The 17,932-nt window shown below is 58.7% G+C and carries 19 protein-coding genes and 1 pseudogene; 12 read left to right on the plus strand and 8 right to left on the minus strand.

The annotated features are described in order from the left end of the window. Positions 1-191: 191 nt before the first annotated feature. The 6 genes from ISN39_RS25855 to solA all read left to right on the plus strand — a co-directional run bounded on the left by ISN39_RS25855 (position 192) and on the right by solA (position 6,041). A complete protein-coding gene (locus ISN39_RS25855; RefSeq protein ID WP_194731013.1) occupies positions 192-1,034 on the plus strand; it encodes a transporter substrate-binding domain-containing protein in 843 nt (280 codons plus the stop codon). 95 nt (positions 1,035-1,129) lie between these two features. After that, positions 1,130-1,855, plus strand: coding sequence for an ABC transporter permease subunit (locus ISN39_RS25860; protein WP_194731014.1), 726 nt, complete (start codon positions 1,130-1,132; stop codon positions 1,853-1,855). A 9-nt stretch (positions 1,856-1,864) separates the two neighbouring features. Further along, positions 1,865-2,569 (plus strand): ABC transporter permease subunit, encoded by a 705-nt coding sequence (locus tag ISN39_RS25865; protein ID WP_194731015.1) that lies wholly within the window; start codon positions 1,865-1,867, stop codon positions 2,567-2,569. Between the two features lie 28 nt (positions 2,570-2,597). Then, positions 2,598-3,374, plus strand: a complete 777-nt coding sequence (locus ISN39_RS25870) for an ATP-binding cassette domain-containing protein (protein ID WP_194731016.1) — start codon at positions 2,598-2,600, stop codon at positions 3,372-3,374. Next, the gene (hutH, locus tag ISN39_RS25875; protein ID WP_194731017.1) at positions 3,371-4,864 is read left to right on the plus strand and encodes a histidine ammonia-lyase; all 1,494 of its coding nucleotides are present in this window, start codon (positions 3,371-3,373) and stop codon (positions 4,862-4,864) included. The genes ISN39_RS25870 and hutH overlap by 4 nt, the downstream gene beginning before the upstream one ends. A gap of 10 nt (positions 4,865-4,874) precedes the next feature. Beyond that, entirely contained in the window at positions 4,875-6,041 is a 1,167-nt protein-coding gene (solA, locus tag ISN39_RS25880; protein WP_194731018.1) for an N-methyl-L-tryptophan oxidase, read from the plus strand. A gap of 41 nt (positions 6,042-6,082) precedes the next feature. Here solA and ISN39_RS25885 read toward each other — a convergent pair whose 3' ends face one another. Next, a complete protein-coding gene (locus tag ISN39_RS25885) occupies positions 6,083-6,307 on the minus strand; it encodes a hypothetical protein (protein WP_194731019.1) in 225 nt (74 codons plus the stop codon). Between the two features lie 142 nt (positions 6,308-6,449). Beyond that, positions 6,450-6,656, minus strand: a pseudogene (locus ISN39_RS38000) (helix-turn-helix transcriptional regulator); the annotation flags it as partial. A gap of 237 nt (positions 6,657-6,893) precedes the next feature. Here ISN39_RS38000 and ISN39_RS25895 point away from each other — a divergent pair. The 3 genes from ISN39_RS25895 to ISN39_RS25905 all read left to right on the plus strand — a co-directional run bounded on the left by ISN39_RS25895 (position 6,894) and on the right by ISN39_RS25905 (position 8,045). Beyond that, positions 6,894-7,199, plus strand: coding sequence for a DUF982 domain-containing protein (locus ISN39_RS25895; protein ID WP_194731020.1), 306 nt, complete (start codon positions 6,894-6,896; stop codon positions 7,197-7,199). Between the two features lie 354 nt (positions 7,200-7,553). Beyond that, the gene (locus ISN39_RS25900) at positions 7,554-7,763 is read left to right on the plus strand and encodes a cold-shock protein (RefSeq protein ID WP_194731021.1); all 210 of its coding nucleotides are present in this window, start codon (positions 7,554-7,556) and stop codon (positions 7,761-7,763) included. Between the two features lie 111 nt (positions 7,764-7,874). After that, the gene (locus ISN39_RS25905; protein ID WP_167378018.1) at positions 7,875-8,045 is read left to right on the plus strand and encodes a hypothetical protein; all 171 of its coding nucleotides are present in this window, start codon (positions 7,875-7,877) and stop codon (positions 8,043-8,045) included. A 105-nt stretch (positions 8,046-8,150) separates the two neighbouring features. On the opposite strand, the gene ISN39_RS38005 is transcribed toward ISN39_RS25905, so the two are convergent. From ISN39_RS38005 to ISN39_RS25925, 5 genes are all read right to left on the minus strand, one after another. Further along, positions 8,151-8,318, minus strand: coding sequence for a Thivi_2564 family membrane protein (locus tag ISN39_RS38005; RefSeq protein WP_022716243.1), 168 nt, complete (start codon positions 8,316-8,318; stop codon positions 8,151-8,153). Between the two features lie 191 nt (positions 8,319-8,509). Continuing rightward, entirely contained in the window at positions 8,510-9,262 is a 753-nt protein-coding gene (locus ISN39_RS25910; RefSeq protein ID WP_194731022.1) for an ABC transporter ATP-binding protein, read from the minus strand. Beyond that, on the minus strand, positions 9,256-10,323 hold the full coding sequence (locus ISN39_RS25915) for an iron ABC transporter permease (RefSeq protein WP_074072092.1): 1,068 nt from the start codon (positions 10,321-10,323) through the stop codon (positions 9,256-9,258). Before ISN39_RS25915 ends, ISN39_RS25910 begins: the two co-directional genes overlap by 7 nt. After that, entirely contained in the window at positions 10,323-11,459 is a 1,137-nt protein-coding gene (locus ISN39_RS25920; protein WP_194731023.1) for an ABC transporter substrate-binding protein, read from the minus strand. The genes ISN39_RS25915 and ISN39_RS25920 overlap by 1 nt, the downstream gene beginning before the upstream one ends. A gap of 92 nt (positions 11,460-11,551) precedes the next feature. Next, a complete protein-coding gene (locus ISN39_RS25925) occupies positions 11,552-12,682 on the minus strand; it encodes an ABC transporter substrate-binding protein (RefSeq protein ID WP_194731024.1) in 1,131 nt (376 codons plus the stop codon). Between the two features lie 101 nt (positions 12,683-12,783). Here ISN39_RS25925 and ISN39_RS25930 point away from each other — a divergent pair, with 101 nt between their 5' ends. Both ISN39_RS25930 and ISN39_RS25935 read left to right on the plus strand, forming a co-directional pair. Continuing rightward, positions 12,784-13,599: a class I SAM-dependent methyltransferase gene (locus ISN39_RS25930; protein ID WP_194731025.1), complete on the plus strand. Its 816-nt coding sequence runs from the start codon at positions 12,784-12,786 to the stop codon at positions 13,597-13,599. A gap of 133 nt (positions 13,600-13,732) precedes the next feature. Continuing rightward, positions 13,733-14,671, plus strand: a complete 939-nt coding sequence (locus ISN39_RS25935) for a LysR family transcriptional regulator (RefSeq protein WP_194731026.1) — start codon at positions 13,733-13,735, stop codon at positions 14,669-14,671. Here the strand turns inward: ISN39_RS25935 and ISN39_RS25940 are convergent. Further along, a complete protein-coding gene (locus tag ISN39_RS25940; protein WP_194731027.1) occupies positions 14,622-15,362 on the minus strand; it encodes an SDR family oxidoreductase in 741 nt (246 codons plus the stop codon). The two genes, ISN39_RS25935 and ISN39_RS25940, sit on opposite strands and share 50 nt — an antisense overlap. A 307-nt stretch (positions 15,363-15,669) precedes the next feature. Here ISN39_RS25940 and ISN39_RS25945 point away from each other — a divergent pair, with 307 nt between their 5' ends. Then, positions 15,670-17,631 carry a methyl-accepting chemotaxis protein gene (locus ISN39_RS25945; RefSeq protein ID WP_194731028.1) on the plus strand — a complete coding sequence of 654 codons (1,962 nt, stop codon included), beginning with the start codon at positions 15,670-15,672 and terminating at the stop codon, positions 17,629-17,631. The last annotated feature ends 301 nt before the right edge of the window (positions 17,632-17,932 follow it).

Here is a 17,932-nt window from a genome sequence, read left to right on the forward strand (position 1 = left end):
TTCCTTTTGCATCGATGGAATCTGCCCGATAAACAGACTTTTCTCTTGCATATCATGAAATCTCTCATATGGTACCCTATACAACCTCCTGATCGAGCCTTCGAGTAAAATCGATGACGACAGGCAAGCCGGCGCAGACCGGTTTCATGCAGCCACAAGGTCAATGACAACTTCAGAGGAGAATGATGATAATGAGATTCAAGACGCTTTTTCTTTCCACCGGGTTTACGCTTGCAGCCTTCGCCGCCCCGCTCGCCGCCAAGGATTGGAAGACCGCGACGATAACGCTCGAAGGCGCCTACGCGCCGTGGAATCTGACGAATGCCGACGGCTCGCTTGGCGGTTTCGAACCCGAACTCGCCAAGATCCTTTGCGAACGTGCCAAGATCGAGTGCAAGCTCGTCGCCTCCGACTGGGACGGGATGATTCCAGCGCTCAACGCCGGAAAGTTCGACGTCATCATGGACGCCTTGTCGATCACCGAGGAGCGCAAGAAGATCATCGACTTTACGGTTCCCTATGCCGCGACCCCCGCCGCCTTTGCGACAGCAAAGGATAGTCCGCTTGCCAACGCCGCAGGCACAGGCACGACCATCAAGATGACCCCCGGCCAGACCGGGGTGAAGGAAATTGAAGGCCTCAAGGAAGTCTTCAAGGACAAGACGATCGGCATTCAGGCGGCGACTGTCTACGCCAAATTCGTCTACGACAACTTCGGCAGCATCGCCGAGATTCGTGAATACAAGACCGGCGCAGACCGCGACCTTGACTTGCAGAGCGGCCGTATCGATCTCGGCTTCGACGATGCGGTCTATTTCAACAACGCGTTCCAAGCCGCAAACGGTGCGCTTGCCTTTACCGGTCCCGAAATCGCCGGCTCCATCTGGGGCGAGGGCGAAGGTCTTGGACTGCGCAAGGCAGATACGGATCTGCGCGACAAGTTCAACCAGGCCATCAAGTCGGCCCTTGCCGATGGCACCGTCAAAAACCTCTCGATGAAGTGGTTCAAGGTCGACGTCAGCCCGCAACAGTAAGCGCCGGTTCCGGCCGAAACTTCCGGCCCCCGCTTTTTTGACGGGGACCGCATGTTATTCTGACAGCCCCTTCAAGGGCAGCGCGGGGAACGGATATGGCGACACTGGAACTGATTGGCTTCGGCTCGACCGGGTGGGGGGCACTGCTGCTGCTCGGTGCGGCGACGACGCTCGCCGTGACGGCGACAGCGCTCGCAATCGGGGCGCTGCTCGGAACGATCGTCGCCGGCGCCAAGCTATCCGGCAATTGGGTGCTCTTTGCCATCGGCAGTCTCTACACCACCGTTTTTCGCGGCGTTCCCGAACTGCTGATCATCTATCTGATCTATTTCGGCGGATCATCCGCGATGACGGCGATCGGCACGGCCATGGGTTACGAGGGTTTCCTCGGACTGCCTTCCTTCGCGGCCGGTGCGCTGGCCGTCGGTATCATTTCAGGCGCATATCAGGCGGAGGTCTTCCGTGGCGCCTACCTTGCGATTTCCAAGGGTGAACTTGAGGCGGCATCCGCAATCGGCATGCCCCGTGGCTTGCGCTTCCGCCGCATTATCATGCCACAGGTCCTGCGTTTTGCCATTCCCGGTCTCGGCAATGTCTGGCAATTGAGCCTCAAGGACTCGGCGCTGGTTTCGGTGACGGGTCTCGCCGAATTGATGCGGACCAGCCAGGTCGCGGCCGGCTCTACCCGGCAATATTTCCTCTTCTTCATCGTCGGTGGCGCGCTCTATCTGATCCTGACGAGCCTTTCCGATCGGGTATTCAACGGTGCCGAGCGGCGGACAAACCGCAGCATGCCGGCAGCTGCGATGGGCCAGGCCTGAGGAACGACCATGGATTTAACCTTTCTGTCGCAGACCATGATCACGCTGCTGAAGGCCGTGCCGATGACGCTGGCGCTCTTTTCCGCGTCGATCTTCTTCGGCCTCCTTCTGGCGCTCTTGATCGTCTGGATGCGCATTGGCGGCAATCGGGTGCTTTCGGCGATTGCCAAGGGCTACGTCTTTATCTTCCGCGGCTCACCGCTTCTGATCCAGATGTTTCTCGTCTTTTACGGCCTCGGGCAATTCGGTTTCATCCGCTATTCCTTCCTCTGGCCGTTCCTGCGCGAGCCTTTCGTCTGTGCCGTCCTGTCGCTGGCGCTCTGCACCGCCGGCTACACGGCTGAAATCTTCCGCGGCGGCATTCGTGCAATCTCTCCAAGGGAGATCGAGGCCGCCCGCTCGATCGGCATGTCGGGCTTGCTGCTTGTGCGCCGCATCCTGGCGCCCATCGCTTTCCGGCACGCCCTGCCTGCTTATTCGACCGAGATCGTGCTGATGATGAAGTCGACGGCTCTCGCAAGCCTCGTCACAGTATGGGAGGTCACAGGTGTCGCCCAGCGTCTGATCTCGCAGACCTATCGCACGATGGAGGTCTTCCTCTGTGCTGCCCTCATCTACCTTGTTTTGAACTTCATCATCCTTCAGGGCATGACCCTGCTTGAATATTCGCTCTCCCGACATCGCCGCGCCGTTCCGGCGGCGCTGAAGGCGTAGGATCAGACTGAACCCGATTGGAGCCTTCATGCCCGGTCTAACCCGACTTTCGGTCCGCAACATCCGCAAGAGCTTCGGAACTCACGAGGTGTTACGCGGAATTTCCCTCGACGCACAGGATGGCGATGTGATTTCGCTGCTCGGCGCCTCGGGCTCCGGCAAATCGACGTTCCTGCGTTGCATCAACCTTCTCGAGACGGCGACGAGTGGCGAGATCTGGGTCGATGGTGAAGAGATCCAGATGGTGCATAAGAACGGAAGAAGCAGGCCCGCGAGCCAGAAGCAGGTCGATCATATCCGCTCCGAACTCGGCATGGTTTTTCAGCAATTCAACCTCTGGTCACATATGACCATCCTGCAGAATGTGATCGAAGGCCCCGTGCATGTCCTCAAACGGCCGCGTGCAGAATGCATTTCCGAAGCCGAGGCGCTGCTCGAAAAAGTCGGCATCGCCGACAAGCGTCATGCCTATCCGGCGCATCTTTCCGGCGGCCAGCAGCAGCGCGCCGCGATCGCGCGCGCGCTTGCGATGAAGCCAAAGGTGATGCTCTTCGACGAGCCGACCTCTGCACTTGATCCAGAACTCGTCGGTGAGGTACTCCGCGTCATGCGTGCGCTCGCTGAAGAGGGCATGACCATGCTCGTCGTTACCCATGAAATGAGTTTTGCCAGCAACGTCTCTAATCGCGTCATCTTCATGCGCGAAGGTCTTGTGGAAAGCAGTGGCGCGCCGGACGAAATGTTCGGCGGCGGCGCATCGCCAGCCTTTCGCCAGTTCATCGGCCATTTCGGAAGCGGACAATGACCGTCACGATCGGGGACAGGCTTGGCTGGCGCGACATCGCTCAGGTCGGCGAAGGCGAGGCACTTGCACTGTCGCCGGCTGCAGAGGAACGTATCGCCCACGCTGCCCGTATCGTCGGGCGCATCGTCGAAAGCGGGGTGCGAGCCTACGGTATAAATACCGGCGTCGGCGCGCTGTCGGATACGGTCGTTGATCGTAGCTCGCAAAGCCGACTTTCGCGCAATATCGTACTTAGTCACGCATGCGGCGTCGGCCCGCTCTTGGCACCACGCGAGGTGCGGGCGATTATTGCCGCGCAGATCGCCAATTTTGCCCACGGCCATTCAGGCGTGCGGCCGGAAATCGTCAGCAACCTGGCTGCCTTTCTCGAGAGGGATTGCATTCCCGATGTGCCGTCGAAAGGCTCAGCCGGCTATCTCACCCATAATGCCCATAGTGCGCTCGTCTTGATTGGGGAGGGATCTGCGCGCGTTGCCGGTCGTCCGATGCACGGGCGAGACGCGTTGACGGCGATCGGGCTTGCGCCACTCGTCCTCAAGGCCAAAGAAGGGCTGAGCCTTGTCAATGGCACGGCTTGCGCGACCGGTCTTTCGAGCATCGCTCTCGCACGTGCCGCCCGCCTGCTCGATTGGGCCGATGCAATCGCCGCCCTTACCCTGGAAGCTGCCGGCTGCCAGCTGGCAGCGTTCGACGAAGCGGTGCTTGCGCTTCGCCCTTCGAGGGGTATCGCTGCGGTCGGTGCGTCCATCCGCAATCGGCTTTCGGGCAGCGGGCTTGTTGCGGCCGCCCTCGCAAGACGTACGCAGGATGCGCTCAGCTTGCGTGCGATACCGCATGCGCATGGCGGCGCGCGCGACGTATTCGAGCAGTCAGCCGAGACCGTCGACCGGGAGCTCGCATCCGTCACCGACAACCCGGCGATCTCGGGCACGCCGGACAATCCGATCGTCTCGTCAGAAGCGCATGCCGTTGCTCCGGCACTCGCGCAGGCGGCCGACAGCCTTGCAATCGCAATCGCTCAAATCGGCGCAATGAGCGAGCGGCGAATTGATCGGCTTGTCAATCCGTTGGTAAGCGGTCTTCCGCCTTTCCTTGCCAGTGATGCCGGCAGCAATTCCGGCTTCATGATCGCCCAGTACACGGCTGCGGCGCTCAGCAATGAGAACCGCCGTCTTGCTGCTCCGGCCTCGACGGATGGCGGCCTGACATCGGGACTGCAGGAGGATTTTCTCGCGCATCCGACAGCTGCTGCAAACAAGCTGCTTTCCGTCATCGATAACGCTGAATACATCCTGGCGATCGAATTGATGGCTGCGGCCCAGGCCCATGATTTTCTCGAGGCGACGGCGCCGAGGGCGAGAGGAACGGAAGAAATCCATATTATCGTGCGTGCGCATGTGCTGCACTATGCCGATGACCGCCCGCTTGGTGGGGACATGGAGGCGTTGCGCACTTTGCTTCGGGATCGCTCGCCACCGGCGGATACTTAAAGGGGTTGCCATGATCGCTCGATTCGACGTCGCTGTGATTGGCCTTGGAGCCATGGGAAGCGCAGCACTTGCATTTCTCGCCGCCCGCGGCGTCAAAGCGATTGGTATCGACGCTTATTTTCCCGCGCATGCAATGAGCTCGTCGCATGGCGACAGCCGGCTCATTCGGCTCGGCTATTTCGAGGACCCGTCCTATGTGCCGCTTCTTCAACGTGCCTATCGCAACTGGCGAGCGCTCGAAACCTGTCTAAGGACCGATATCCTGACCATCACCGGCGTGTTGCAGATTGGTCCGCCAGACAGCAAGATTGTGAGCGGCACGCGCACTTCGTGCAGGCTACACGGTCTTGCCCATGAAGAGCTCGACGCGGCGGAAATGGCGCGCCGCTTTCCTGCTTTTCAGCTCGATGACGATGAGGTTGCGATCCTCGATCCGCAAGGCGGATATCTGCGCCCGGAAGCTGCCGTCATGGGCTACATCAAACTTGCGGCCGAAAGCGGAGCGATGCTCCATTTTGGCGAGAAGGTTATGGCGCTCGATCCGGGTGACGGCGGTGTCACTATCTCGTCAGCGAGTGGCCGCTACCACGCCAGAAAGGTCGTCATCGCGACGGGATCCTGGATTGCGGAACTCGTTCCGCACCTGAAATCACACGCGACCCCGATCCGTCAGGTCGTGGCGTGGTATCAGCCAAAAGACGGTTTTGTAACAGAGCCGCAGCGCATGCCATGTTTCCTGCGCGATGAAGGTGCGGAAGGTTCCTATTTTGGCTTCCCTGCGATCGGCACCGACGGCATCAAGCTTGGCCGCCACGCGCATTTCCGCGAGCCGATCGACCCCAACGAACCCAATCCGCCGATCAACGACCAGGATACCGCACTGCTCGACGGCTTTGCGTCCAGACGTCTGCCTGGGGCTGCCGGGCTTCGTGTTCGCGCGGCCTCCTGCCGCTATACGATGTTGCCGAGCGAGGATTTCCTCTTCGACCTTTTGCCCGGACAGCCAAACATTGTCGTTGCATCGCCCTGTTCCGGGCATGGTTTCAAATTCGCGAGCATCGTCGGTGAGATTCTGTCTGACCTTGCACTCGATGGTGGCACTGCGTTGGAGATCGCGGCTTTTTCTTTTGACGCCCTCGAAAGACATCGCCATTCGCAATCTCTGGGCGTCAAGTAACCAAGCGACTGCTGCTGGCAACCGATGACCCATGCCGTCCGTCACGCGTCGGGGTCATCACGCGTCGCGCCTGCCAAGAGCTTCAATTGCTCCGGTTCATGCACGCCTTGGCGATATAATTCTATGATGATCGACGCCAGACGTGCGACCGTTTCATTATCGGTGATGTCCATCTGAGCACACAGATCATCAAGGACGTTATTGCAGACGGTCAGATCTTCAGACGTAAGCGGCTCGTCGCGGTGATTGCCGAAATGCTCTTCCATATCAGCCACCTGCACCAGGAGGTGCATCGTTTTCGAAAACTTCGCGGTATTGAATCGTCTGTTTCTCATCGACGTCGATCGACCCGCGCGCAGGTGCCAGAAGGCGAACGCCTGGGCCGCCGGAGCCTGAATAGTCGCCGTCGAGGAAGGCAATGCCGGCCGCTTCGAGGGCACGAACTACGGCGACGACGTTGTTAGCCATACCCTTGACCTCTCCATCGCTGGCTTCCATCCGGCGTAAGGTGGGAGCAGAAACATTGGCGTCCTTGGCAAGTTCGACTTGACCAAGACCCGCCAACACACGCGCCGCTGCCAGCTGTTTGCCGGTGATGTGACTGATTTCACGCATGGTGATTTGAGCCGCTAGCCGCCTCTGTTCGTGAGGATATTAATTATCACACTGAGCGATTTTGATCAATCAAGATGTCAGAAGCGCCCGCCCGGTATTCTCAAAACGAATGCGTCCTGATCACGATCGCTGCAGGACCTCATCCGATTGGTTTAGGCCATTACCTCTTGAACGAAAACCTCTCAAAACCAATATTTTCTTGGGTCGAATAGCGGCATCTAGAGAGGAGAAAACACCATGCTTGTCAGTGAGGTGCCTTGGCGGGTTCCGGTAACGGTCCGCTTGGAGTGCGGACTTGAGCGGACATTTAACTCAGCCTTTGAAACCATTGATTTTCTTGAGAACGAGTGGCCCGAGCGGCGAGGCGAGCGCTACCATCGAGCCGTCAACCAGTGCCGGGGAGCACTGAGCCGAGTCGTCCCCGCAGAGGTTGCCCGCGAAGCATTTATCGCAGCCTGCCTGGAGGCTGGCATGCCGGCATTGGCAGGCACGCTCGCCGCACGTGCACAAGCATCATCGCCGAACCTTGCAATAAGTGCATAATTGACGGCCGTCGGCGCGAAGCCGACGGCATTGTTATGATTTTTTAATGGTCGACGCGCATTCTGGCGGTGTCGCGAAGGTAATGCGTAGCGACTGCATTCATCCTCCTAGGAATGGTCCGTCACTTGGCAAGCGGTGGGTCTCTTTCGTTTCAGCCGCGCATGCCAGCCCAGGTAGTGCGCTCTAGCCTTTATGTAAACACAGTTGTCGCCTAAAAGCCGGGCATCGAGCTTGCCTGTTAAGCTTTGTTTTGGCGCCCTTCGCGCTCAAGGCGGTCTTTCCTCTCAAAATCGATCATCCGTCGTCGGCAATGCGGCCGAGCGATTAATCCTGTGCAATTGAAAGGAAATCGTCATGAACAGTGGAACTGTTAAATTTTTCAACTCGGCCAAAGGCTTCGGCTTCATTCAGCCAAGCGATGGATCAACGGACGTTTTCGTTCACATCTCTGCTCTAGAGCGCTCCGGCATGTCTGATCTAAGGGAAGGCCAGAAGGTCACCTTTGACATCGTGCGCGACAATAAAAGCGGAAAGAATGCCGCCGAGAATCTTCTCGCTGCGTGAACCATCCAACCAGATCGGCCACTGACCACGGATTTACTGGCACTGTCTGTTACGACGAATTGAGGTCGGGACTGCCCGGCCTTTTTTAATTTCCAATTTTGGAGCTACGAGATGAAGAAAACCAATGCAGATCACCTTCTTCAGCGGGCCAAGCGCCAGGTCGCCAACACGAGCGCCGGCGGGCATCTGGGTGGTACCAATTTCGGACAGGCCTATGACGCTAAGACGTCATCAGTGAAGGCGAAAAGCGACAAGGTTCGCAGGAATGCCAACGGACGATAAGCCGGCGTCGACCGGATCAAGAGTGCCCGTTGCTCTAAAGCAGCGGGCATTGTCTTCGAAAGGGCCGACGGCTCATGTTGTCGGCCAGGCGCAGTCCGCCTGATATTACCAAACGGCCAGATACTTCAGGAGCGATACAATGCCGATGATTATCACGATAATCTGCACGATCTGGCGCATGCGGGCATCGATCGGCAGCCGCTGAACCAAGTATAAGACGAGAATGATTACGAGAAATGTGATCAAGATTCCGATTATCACTGACGCACCCATTTATCCTTACTCCTGTGGATGAAAGCCTTTGGACAACAGGCGTTTAACTAACGGATGGCAGGGTAAAGGAAAGAGCGGGAATTGACGTTTCCAAATGCTCTTTAATTCGACCGACGTATCGGCCGGGGCGGCCATGAGGCCCCGGCACTCGTCTTTCCCCTCTGAATGCCGCATCTGTGCAGCTTCGCCGCCTATATGGCGTTATCGACGATGACCAGGGCGCGTCCCTGCGAGCAGGTCTCGATGCGGGCTGCGACTTTATAGATGTCGCGGAGCATTTCGGGGGTGATGACGGCCGATGTATCGCCGCTGATCGCCATGGAACCGTCGGCAATGACGATCGTATTCTGACAGTAGCGAAGAGCGTGGTTGAGATCGTGGAGCGCGACCAGAACGATCATGCCCTTGCGCGCTGCCAGGCCGGAAATGAAGGTAAGGACATCTACCTGGCGATGCAGGTCGAGCGCGGAAGTCGGCTCGTCCATGAGGAGGACCTCGGGTCGGCGCACGAGCGCCTGTGCCAGCGATACCAGCTGGCGCTGCCCGCCGGAAAGCTCCCCGAGCTCTCGAAATGCGAGATCCTCAATCCGCAGTGCCTTCAGAACGGTGTCGATTTCGGCGAGCTCATCGTCGTGAACGCGCCAGCCGCTGCCCTGTTTGGCAGACAGCAGGATCGATTCGTAGACCGTCAGGACGGCGTTGGCGCCGGTATCCTGCGGCATGTAGCAGATCGTTCTCGGCCCGCGCTCCGTGCCGGAGAGTTCAACGAGCCCCGGCCCGGAGATCAATGAGGCGATGCGTTTGAACAATGTCGACTTGCCTGCCGCGTTGGGGCCGATCACCGCCGTTACACTGCCGCTCTGGAGCATGTCCGTGCTGACGCTGGAAAGCACCGTCCTGCGGCCGTAAGCGGCTCCAACGTCCTGAAGCGCAAGAGCTACCATGCACGCCTCCGGTTACTGAATATGAGAACGAAGAAGAAGGGAACGCCGACGAGCGCGGTGATCACCCCGATCGGAAGGATGGCGCCAGGAATGAGCATCTTGCTGACGACCGATGTCGTCGACAACAGAAGCGCGCCGCAGATGACGGCTCCTGGCAGGAAGAAGCGCTGGTCCTCGCCGACCAGCATGCGGGCAATATGCGGTCCAACAAGCCCGACGAAGCCGATGGTGCCGACGAAGGAGACGGGGATTGCCGCAAGCAGGCTGACGATCATCATTGTCTGCAGCCGCAAGCGGCGGACATTGACACCCATGCTGGCAGCCTTGTCGTCACCGAGGCGAAGAGCGGTCAGCGCCCAGGCATCCTTCATGAACAGCGGCACGGTGACGAGAAGCACCGCCCCGGTGAAATAGACCTTGGCCCAGGTGGCTTTCGTCAGGCTGCCCATGGTCCAAAAGACGACCGCCGCGAGCGCCTGTTCGGAAGCCAGATATTCGAGGAGGGAGAGGGCTGCGTTGAACGTGAAGACCAGGGCAATGCCAAGCAGCACGATGGTTTCGACGCTGACACCGCGCATTGTGGAGGCGAAGTGGATGAAGAGTGCGGCGACCATAGCCATGATAAAGGCGTTCAGCGGCACCACGTATTCGATGGCTCCGGGAAACAGGGAGACGCCGCCAACCAGCGCGAGTGCTGCGCCGAAGCTGGCGGCCGCCGAAATGCCAAGCGTGAAAGGGCTCGCCAATGGATTGGAGAGGATCGTCTGCATCTGGGCACCGGCGACCGAAAGCGATGCGCCGACCGTGATCGCCATCAGCGCGATCGGCATGCGGATATCCCAGATAACGACCCTCAGCTGGTTTGCAACTTCACCGGGGCCGAAGATCGCCGAGATAACCTCCGTCAGGCTGTAGCGCGCCGGGCCAAGCGCCATATCGGCCGCGACACTGAGGCACAGCGCGCCAACCAACCCGGTAAGGATCAGGATCCTGCGCGTTGCTAGAGCGCGATATCGCACGCGTCCCGCCGGCGCAACAAGTGTCTGGGTTGCCTCAGCCATCAGTTTGATCCCCGTTCCAGCGATACGAAATAGCCAGGCTTGAAGGTCACGGGAAGAAACCTCTCATGGAATTCCTTGAATGTTTGATCGGGATCGACATCAGCAAACAGCTCGGGGTGAAGCCATTTGGCAAATTGCTGGATCGGATAGAACTCGTATGGCGCGCCATAAAACTGATGCCATACGGCGTGAACTTGTCCGCTCCTAACAGCCTTTAGCGCCGGAAAGGGTGCGCGCGTCATCAGTTTTGCGAGCCTGTCGCGGGCAAGCGACATATCCGCGTCGCGGCCCACGGGCACAAACTGGTTGATGTCGGATTCGGCTGCCCAGTTCGAGCCGGTGACAATCACATGTTCGGGATCGGACACGACAAGCTGTTCGGGGTTGAGATCGCCGAAGGTCGTGGCAATAACATCTGATGCGACATTATGGCCACCGGCTTCTTCCACCATGGCGCCGAAATTGACCGGTCCGAAGGTGCGGCAGCAGTTGTTTTCCCCGGAAATACCCGGCGCCCGCTCGACAAAGACCTTCGGGCGTTTCAGGTCCTTGATCGTTGCGAGCCTGTCGGTCACGCGGGCGATTTGCGCGCGCCGATAGGCAATAAATTCCTTGGCTCGGTCTTCGGCGCCGAAAAGGCGACCGAGCAGTTCGATCGACGCCTCGGTGTTGCGAACCGGATCGAGGCGAAAATCGAGATAGACGATCCTTATGCCGGCGGCGGCGGCCTTTTCCTCAAAGCCGCTATCCGTGGCTGACTTTTGCGCTTCCAGATTGAGGGTGATGACATCAGGCGAGAGCGCAATTGCCGCTTCGAGGCTGAACTCACCTTGGGGCAGGTAACCGAAATATGGCAGGTCGGCAATCTTGGGAAATGCCTCGACATAGGCTGTGTAACTGTCTGGATCCTTCTTGATCAGATCATCGCGCCAGCCAACAATCTGATCGAAAGTCTTGTCACCCTTAAGGGCGGCGATGACGTGGATCTGCCGTGCCTCGCCAACGATGACGCGTTTTGCCGGCAGGTCGATCTTGAGTGTGCGGCCCGCAACATCGGTGATCTCGGCTGCCGTCGCGGGTAACGCAACCAGGCCAAGCAGGATGGCGGCGATGTGTCGAATGGCAGAAAACCGCATGGGAGGCTCCTTATCGACGCGGAATTCGCGCGCCGGTGAGAAATGGTCGGGCCGACGGTACGCTTCCGCGCGGTCGGCCCGGTTAGTCATGCTCATTCGTCCTTGAGGGAAACGAAATATCCCGGCTTGTAGTCGAGCGGCAGGAAGCGGGCATGCAATTCCTTGAAGGTTGCCTCAGGATCGAGATCGGCAAACAGATCCGGATGGAGCCACTTCGCGATCTCCTGGATGGCGACGAACTGGTAAGGGTTGTTGTAGAACTGGTGCCAGATGGCATGAACATTATGATCGGCCACCGCCTTGACGCCAGTAAAGGCCGGACGCTTGGTCAGGGCTTCGAGTTTGCGATGGGCTTCCTTCAGATCTGCGCCATAGCCAACGCCAACCCAGGCGCCGCCGGGCACATATTTGTCCCAGTTGCCGCCGGTGACGATGATCTGGTCCGGATTGGAAGCAATGATCTGCTCGGGATTGACCGTTCCGAACGTGCCGGGGATGATGTCCTTGGCCATGTTGGTACCGCCGGCAATTTCGACCATCTTGCCGAAATTTTCGTTGCCGAAGGACATGCAGCAATCCTCGGAATAGCCTCCCGCGCGTTCGACGAAGACGACAGGCTTCGGCGGGTTGGCCTTTTGAAGCGCGTCGGTCACGCGCTTGATACTGTCGGCGCGGAATTTGATGAAGTCTTCCGCAAGCGCTTCCTTGGCCATCAGCTTGCCCATGATGCGCATGCTGGGCTCGGTGTTCTCCATCGGCTTTTCGCGAAAGTCGACATAGACGAGCGGAATGCCGACTTTGCCGAGCTTTTCGATGTATCCGGCTTCTTCGGTCGCGGTCTTCGCGTCGATGTTCATCAAGATCACGTCGGGCTTCAGCGCGACGGCCTGTTCGATATCGAAGGTGCCGTCCTTCATGCCACCAAAGGTCGGCAGCTTGGCAATCTCGGGATACGTCGCAAGGTAGGCGTCGTAGGATTCAGGGTCTGCCTTCGGCAGGTCGTCGCGCCACCCGACGACGTGCTCGAAGGGGGCTTCCTTATCCAGTGCTGCGAGAAAATAGATCTGTCGGCCCTCGCCGAGGATCATATGCTTGACCGGGGCGTTCACCTCAACCTCGCGCCCGGTCACGTCCTTCACGGTGATCTTTTCGGCAAGGGCCGGCCAGACGGCGGTGACGACAAGGCCCATTGCAAGAACGGCCGCTTTGCCTGTAATGCGCATTAAAATTCACTCCGTGGAAAACTGAAATGCCGTCTATTATTTTATGATAGTAATCGTCAAGTTATATCTATTAGAACAATTTCAAACTGGGACTGGCTGGCATGACGGTAATGGACGGGCAAGTGGCGGGCGGCGAGAATTACGGGCTTCGTGACGAGATCAAGGCCTATTGGTCGGCCAGAGCCGAGTCCTTCGACCAGTCGCCGGGCCACGAGATTTTCACCGAGACGGAGCGCAGCGCCTGGCATCGGTTGATCGTAAAGCATCTTGGGGCGGGAGAGGGCAGGCGTGCGCTCGACCTGGCGAGCGGCACGGGGGTCATTTCCCATCTCATGGACGATCTCGGTTTCGAGGTGACCGGCCTCGACTGGGCCGAGCCGATGCTGGAACGAGCCCGTGCCAAAGCAAAGAGCCGTGGCCGCATGATCAGTTTCCGAATGGCTGATGTCGAAAACACCACGGAGTTGGATGACACTTACGACGTCATCGTGACCCGCCATCTGGTGTGGACGCTGGTTGATCCCGAAAAAGCCTTCGCGGAATGGCTGCGTGTGCTGAAGCCTGGCGGAACGCTGCTGATCGTCGATGGCGATTTCGTCAGTGCCAATTTTGCCGAGCGGCTGGTGAAGCGTGTGATGAAATTGCTCGAAGGTGGCGGACTTTTGAAAGCGGATCCGGGGCATGCGCCCGGAATGGCAGAGATCCATAGCAGTATCCTGTCGCGGGTCTATTTCTCAAAGGGAGCGCGGGCGGACAAGATCGCCGCACTTTTGAAGAATGCCGGTTTCGAACACGTCCAGATCGATGAAAACCTGCGGGAAGTGCACAAAGCGCAGGCCCGCCACTGGAACTATTTCAAGGCGCTTTCCAGAGGCCTCCAGCATCGCTACGCGATCAGTGCGTGCAAACCTCGCTAAGGCTTTGATGGGATCTCGGCGCTTCCTCACTGCAATCGTTCTGCAATCCATTGACGGCATGCGCGCGACATGACAGCGTCGGCGCTCATCTCGCTATTCTATCGCGCTGATTTTGGCGCTGCGGCCCCTCTCGATGCATCCTAGACTACTCAAGACATTCCTTGCGGTTGTCCGGCACCGAAGTTTCACGCGGGCAGCGGCAGAAATTCACCTCGCACAATCGAGCGTCAGCGACCAGATCCAAGCCCTGGAAATCGAACTTGGCACGGCTCTCTTTATCCGATCGAGATCAGGTCTGGAGCTGACGCAAGCAGGCGAGGTGTTGAGGTCCCATGCCCAAGCCATCCTGATCTTGGCAGACGAGGCCCGCGCAGCCGTGGCAGCAATCACAGCGCAAAATGCCGGGTCGGTTACGATTGGTGCGCTGGAGACGATTGCTTCCGTCAAGCTTCCAAGATGGCTGTCCGGTTTTCAAAGCCAACATCCCGGCATCGATCTCAAGTTGAAGGTCGCCGGCAGCGGCGGCCTGCTGCAAAAGCTCGAAGCAAACGAAATCGAAGTCGCCTTCTGCTTCGATCAGCAGGGCGTCGGCGAACGTTTCGCCAAGCGCACGATTGCCGCGGAGCCATTAGTTCTGATTGCGCCTCCTGGACGGGAACTCGCATCAACGAAACTCGATTTGAGCGCGATTGCTTCGGCACGCTTCGTGGTGACCGAGGTCGGGTGCGTCTACCGGCATCTGTTCGACAAGGCGTTTGCTGAAGCAGGCATTGCCGCACCGAGGCTTGCCGCCGAAGTTGACAGCATCGGCACAATTGGGCGGCTCGTGGCCGAAGGTGCAGGCTTAGGTCTGGTTCCGCGTTTTGCGGTCGTCGAGGCCCTTGATCGCGGCGAAATCAGCGAGATGTCTTGGCCAAACGCCACGCAGGCGGCTTTGCTTGTAATGATCTGGCGGCGCAGGCGCGTGCAACCGCCAGCCCTGAAGTTGCTGCTGGCGGCGGCAAGCGATGCCTTCGGGCCAGCTAGATCAGCCGATGCCCACCCTCGACGTGCAATACCGTTCCCGTCGTGAAGGTATTGCCTATCAGGAAGCTGATGGCGTCGGCGATATCGTCCGCACGTCCCACGCGTCCGACCGGCAGCCTATCTGCCATTGCGCCCAGCGCGTCGTCCTTCTTGTCGCCGGCCACAAAGGTCCAAATGGGGGTGTCGACCCAGCCGGGCGAGACGGCATTGACACGGATCGGTGCCAACTCGATCGCAAGGGCGCGCACCAGTCCCTCCAACGCGGCATTGACGGCGGCCACAACTGCCCCGCGTGCCGATGGCCTGTAGGCTGCGATACCCGATGTAAAGGTAATGGAGCCGCCGGCCGGGAGCAAAGGTGCGCCATACTTTGCCAGCAGCAACGGTCCGTAAATCTTGCTTTCCACGACCCGTTGCGCTGCCTTAAGGTCAAGCGATGGCAAAAGCTCATAAGCGCCTTCGATATCGGCGGCTGTGCTGACGATGTGATCGAGCCGACCGATCTTTCCAAGCAGGCCGGCGACCTGATCCTCCTGTGTTATATCGATTGCGGCCGTGTGGAGTGCCGCGGGGTTGTGTAGTTCCTGTCTGACGCGTTTCAGTTTTTCTGCGTTCCGCCCGGCAATGACGACTTCCGCACCGGCGGCGAGAGAGCGCCTCGTCAGCGCCAGGCCCATTCCGGAACCGCCCCCGGCAACGAGGATCCTTGAATTCGAAAATATAGCCATGTCTTCCATTCTCCTGCAGGTGATTGCCGCAGCCGAGAAATTGGCAAAGAAGGCCAGACACAGAAAACGGAGAAAAACGATGGCACTATCGAAAGCTCCGATGGAGCGCCGGGGCGCTGCGGGAGCGTCTAGGTCCGAATGTATAACTTGCCGTTGTATTTTGTGACGACCTGATCGCCATATACTATACTATGACTGGTCGGTTGAAGGATAGAATTTCGTTATTTTGGATACTTCAATGTTATTTAAGATTTGTAGTGAATTTTACTTATATAGCAAATGCCATTCGCCTGGCCAAACTTGACTGGAAATACTGATGAGGAAAATGACCCGTTTTCGAATTGGAACACGCTTGGGGATCGGCTTCGGTTTCCTCCTTCTCCTGATGCTGGCGCTGACCCAGTATTCGGTGACCGAGGTCAACATCATCAATAACGATCTTAGCCAGATCAACGACGTCAACAGCGTCAAGCAGCGCTTTGCCATCAATTACCGCGGCAGCGTGCACGACCGGGCTATTGCAATCCGGGATGTTACCCTGGTCGACGCAACTGCAGACCGGCAGGCAGCGGTGGAACTGATTGCGAAACTGGCCGAGGCCTATGCCGTCAACGAGAAAAAAATGGCGGAGATGGTGTCTTCGCCGGCAGGCGCTTCGGCCGAGGAAAGGACAATCCTTGCTGAGATTGCCGACATCCAATCGAAAACCAATCCGCTCGTTGGCCAGATCATCGATCTGCAGGTAAAAGGCGATGGAGCGCAGGCAAAGAAAATCCTGCTTGAACAGGCCCGTCCGCTGTTCGTCGCTTGGCTCGGCGCCATCAACAAATTCATCGATTACCAGGAGACCCTGAACCAGAAGGTCGGCGGCGACGTTCGTCAGTCCGCCAGCGGTTTCCAGACTTTGGCGTTCGGCTCACTGGCCGGCGCCATCATATTGGCGATCGTCGTGGCCTTTTTTGCAAGCCGCTCGATTACGAAACCGATCGCAAAGTTGCAATCGGCACTGCAGCACATGGCTGGCGGAGAAGGGGTCGCAACCGATTCCACGCTCGATATACGCCGCGACGAGATCGGTGATCTTGCGCGCGCCGTCGGCGCCGTGCGCGACGCGCTCAGTGCACAGGCTACGCACCGGGCCGAGAACGACGCGAGACGCGCCGCTGCAGAACGCGAGCAGCTCGAAGGCGCCGCCAGGGAGCGTGAGGCTGCCGCAACAGAAACCAACGATGCCGTTGCGCAATTGGGTCAGGCACTTGAGGCAATGGCCGACGGCGATCTCGCCTTCCGCCTCGTCCGGCCATTCGGTCCGGCGCTCGACACGCTGCGCATAAACTTCAACAATTCCGCCGACAAGTTGCAGTCGTCCTTGAAGGCGATTGGCGGCAACGCGTCCTCGATCGACGCTGGTGCAGCCGAAATCAGCACGGCCTCCAACGACCTTGCTCGCCGCACGGAACAGCAGGCTGCTTCCCTCGAAGAAACTGCAGCCGCGCTCGACGAGATTACAGCAACCGTTAATGGCTCGACCGCACGCGCTGAAGAGGCGCGCACTGTTGTTGCCAAAACCCGGCAGAATGCCGAACGGTCGGGCGACGTCGTCAAGCGCGCCGTCCTTGCGATGGGGCAAATCGAAAGTTCGTCCAGCGAGATCAACAACATCATCAGCGTCATCGACGAAATCGCCTTCCAGACGAATCTCCTGGCGCTCAATGCCGGCGTTGAAGCGGCCCGTGCGGGCGAGGCCGGCAAGGGTTTTGCCGTGGTGGCACAGGAAGTGCGGGAATTGGCGCAGCGCTCCGCCAGGGCCGCCAAGGAAATCAAACAATTGATCCACACATCCGCCGAACAGGTGCGCTCCGGCGTGGCGCTCGTTGACGAAACAGGCAAGGCACTGACGGAAATCGTCCTGGAAGTGCAGGAGATCAACCGCCATGTCGATTCGATCGTTGAATCGGCAAAGGAGCAGTCGACGGCTCTGAGGGAAATCAACAATGCCGTCAATGCGATGGATCAATCGACCCAGCAGAACGCCGCGATGGTCGAGGAGACGTCGGCCGCCGGACAAAAACTGGCAGCTGAAGCAGCAGCGCTTTCAGCACAGCTGGCAAAGTTCCGCTTCGACGGTGCAAAGTCGGTGGCCGTCCGTCAAGCGGGCCTCGCCCCCCTGCCGAGACCCTCTGCGCCTGCTGCCATGATCCGTAAAATTTCATCAGCTTTCACTGGTGGAAAGCCCCAAGCCGCGGCTGCGGTGTCGGCGGATTGGGAGGAATTTTGACAATCCCTCGCCACGTGCCGGAGATGACATTCAAGGCCCGCGCTTTTGCGGGCCTTTTCATGTTCAAATCGTGTCTGCGAAATGGGTCTCACGCTTTCGGCCCATCCTTCAACCCCTCCTGAAACGACAATCCCCACGCGCAGCGGATATCCTGTTCGTTCTCTGGATATGCGTTGACCTCGTCAGACATTTACGAAGACACTAATGTGTGCATAAAGTAATACTAATGCATGCGAAGCCGCACAGGTCGAAGGAGGACTTGTCAAACGGGGAGAGTGGCGCATTCTTCGTGAATCTCTGC

Source organism: Rhizobium sp. 007 (assembly GCF_015353075.1).
Classification (GTDB): Bacteria; Pseudomonadota; Alphaproteobacteria; order Rhizobiales; family Rhizobiaceae; genus Rhizobium.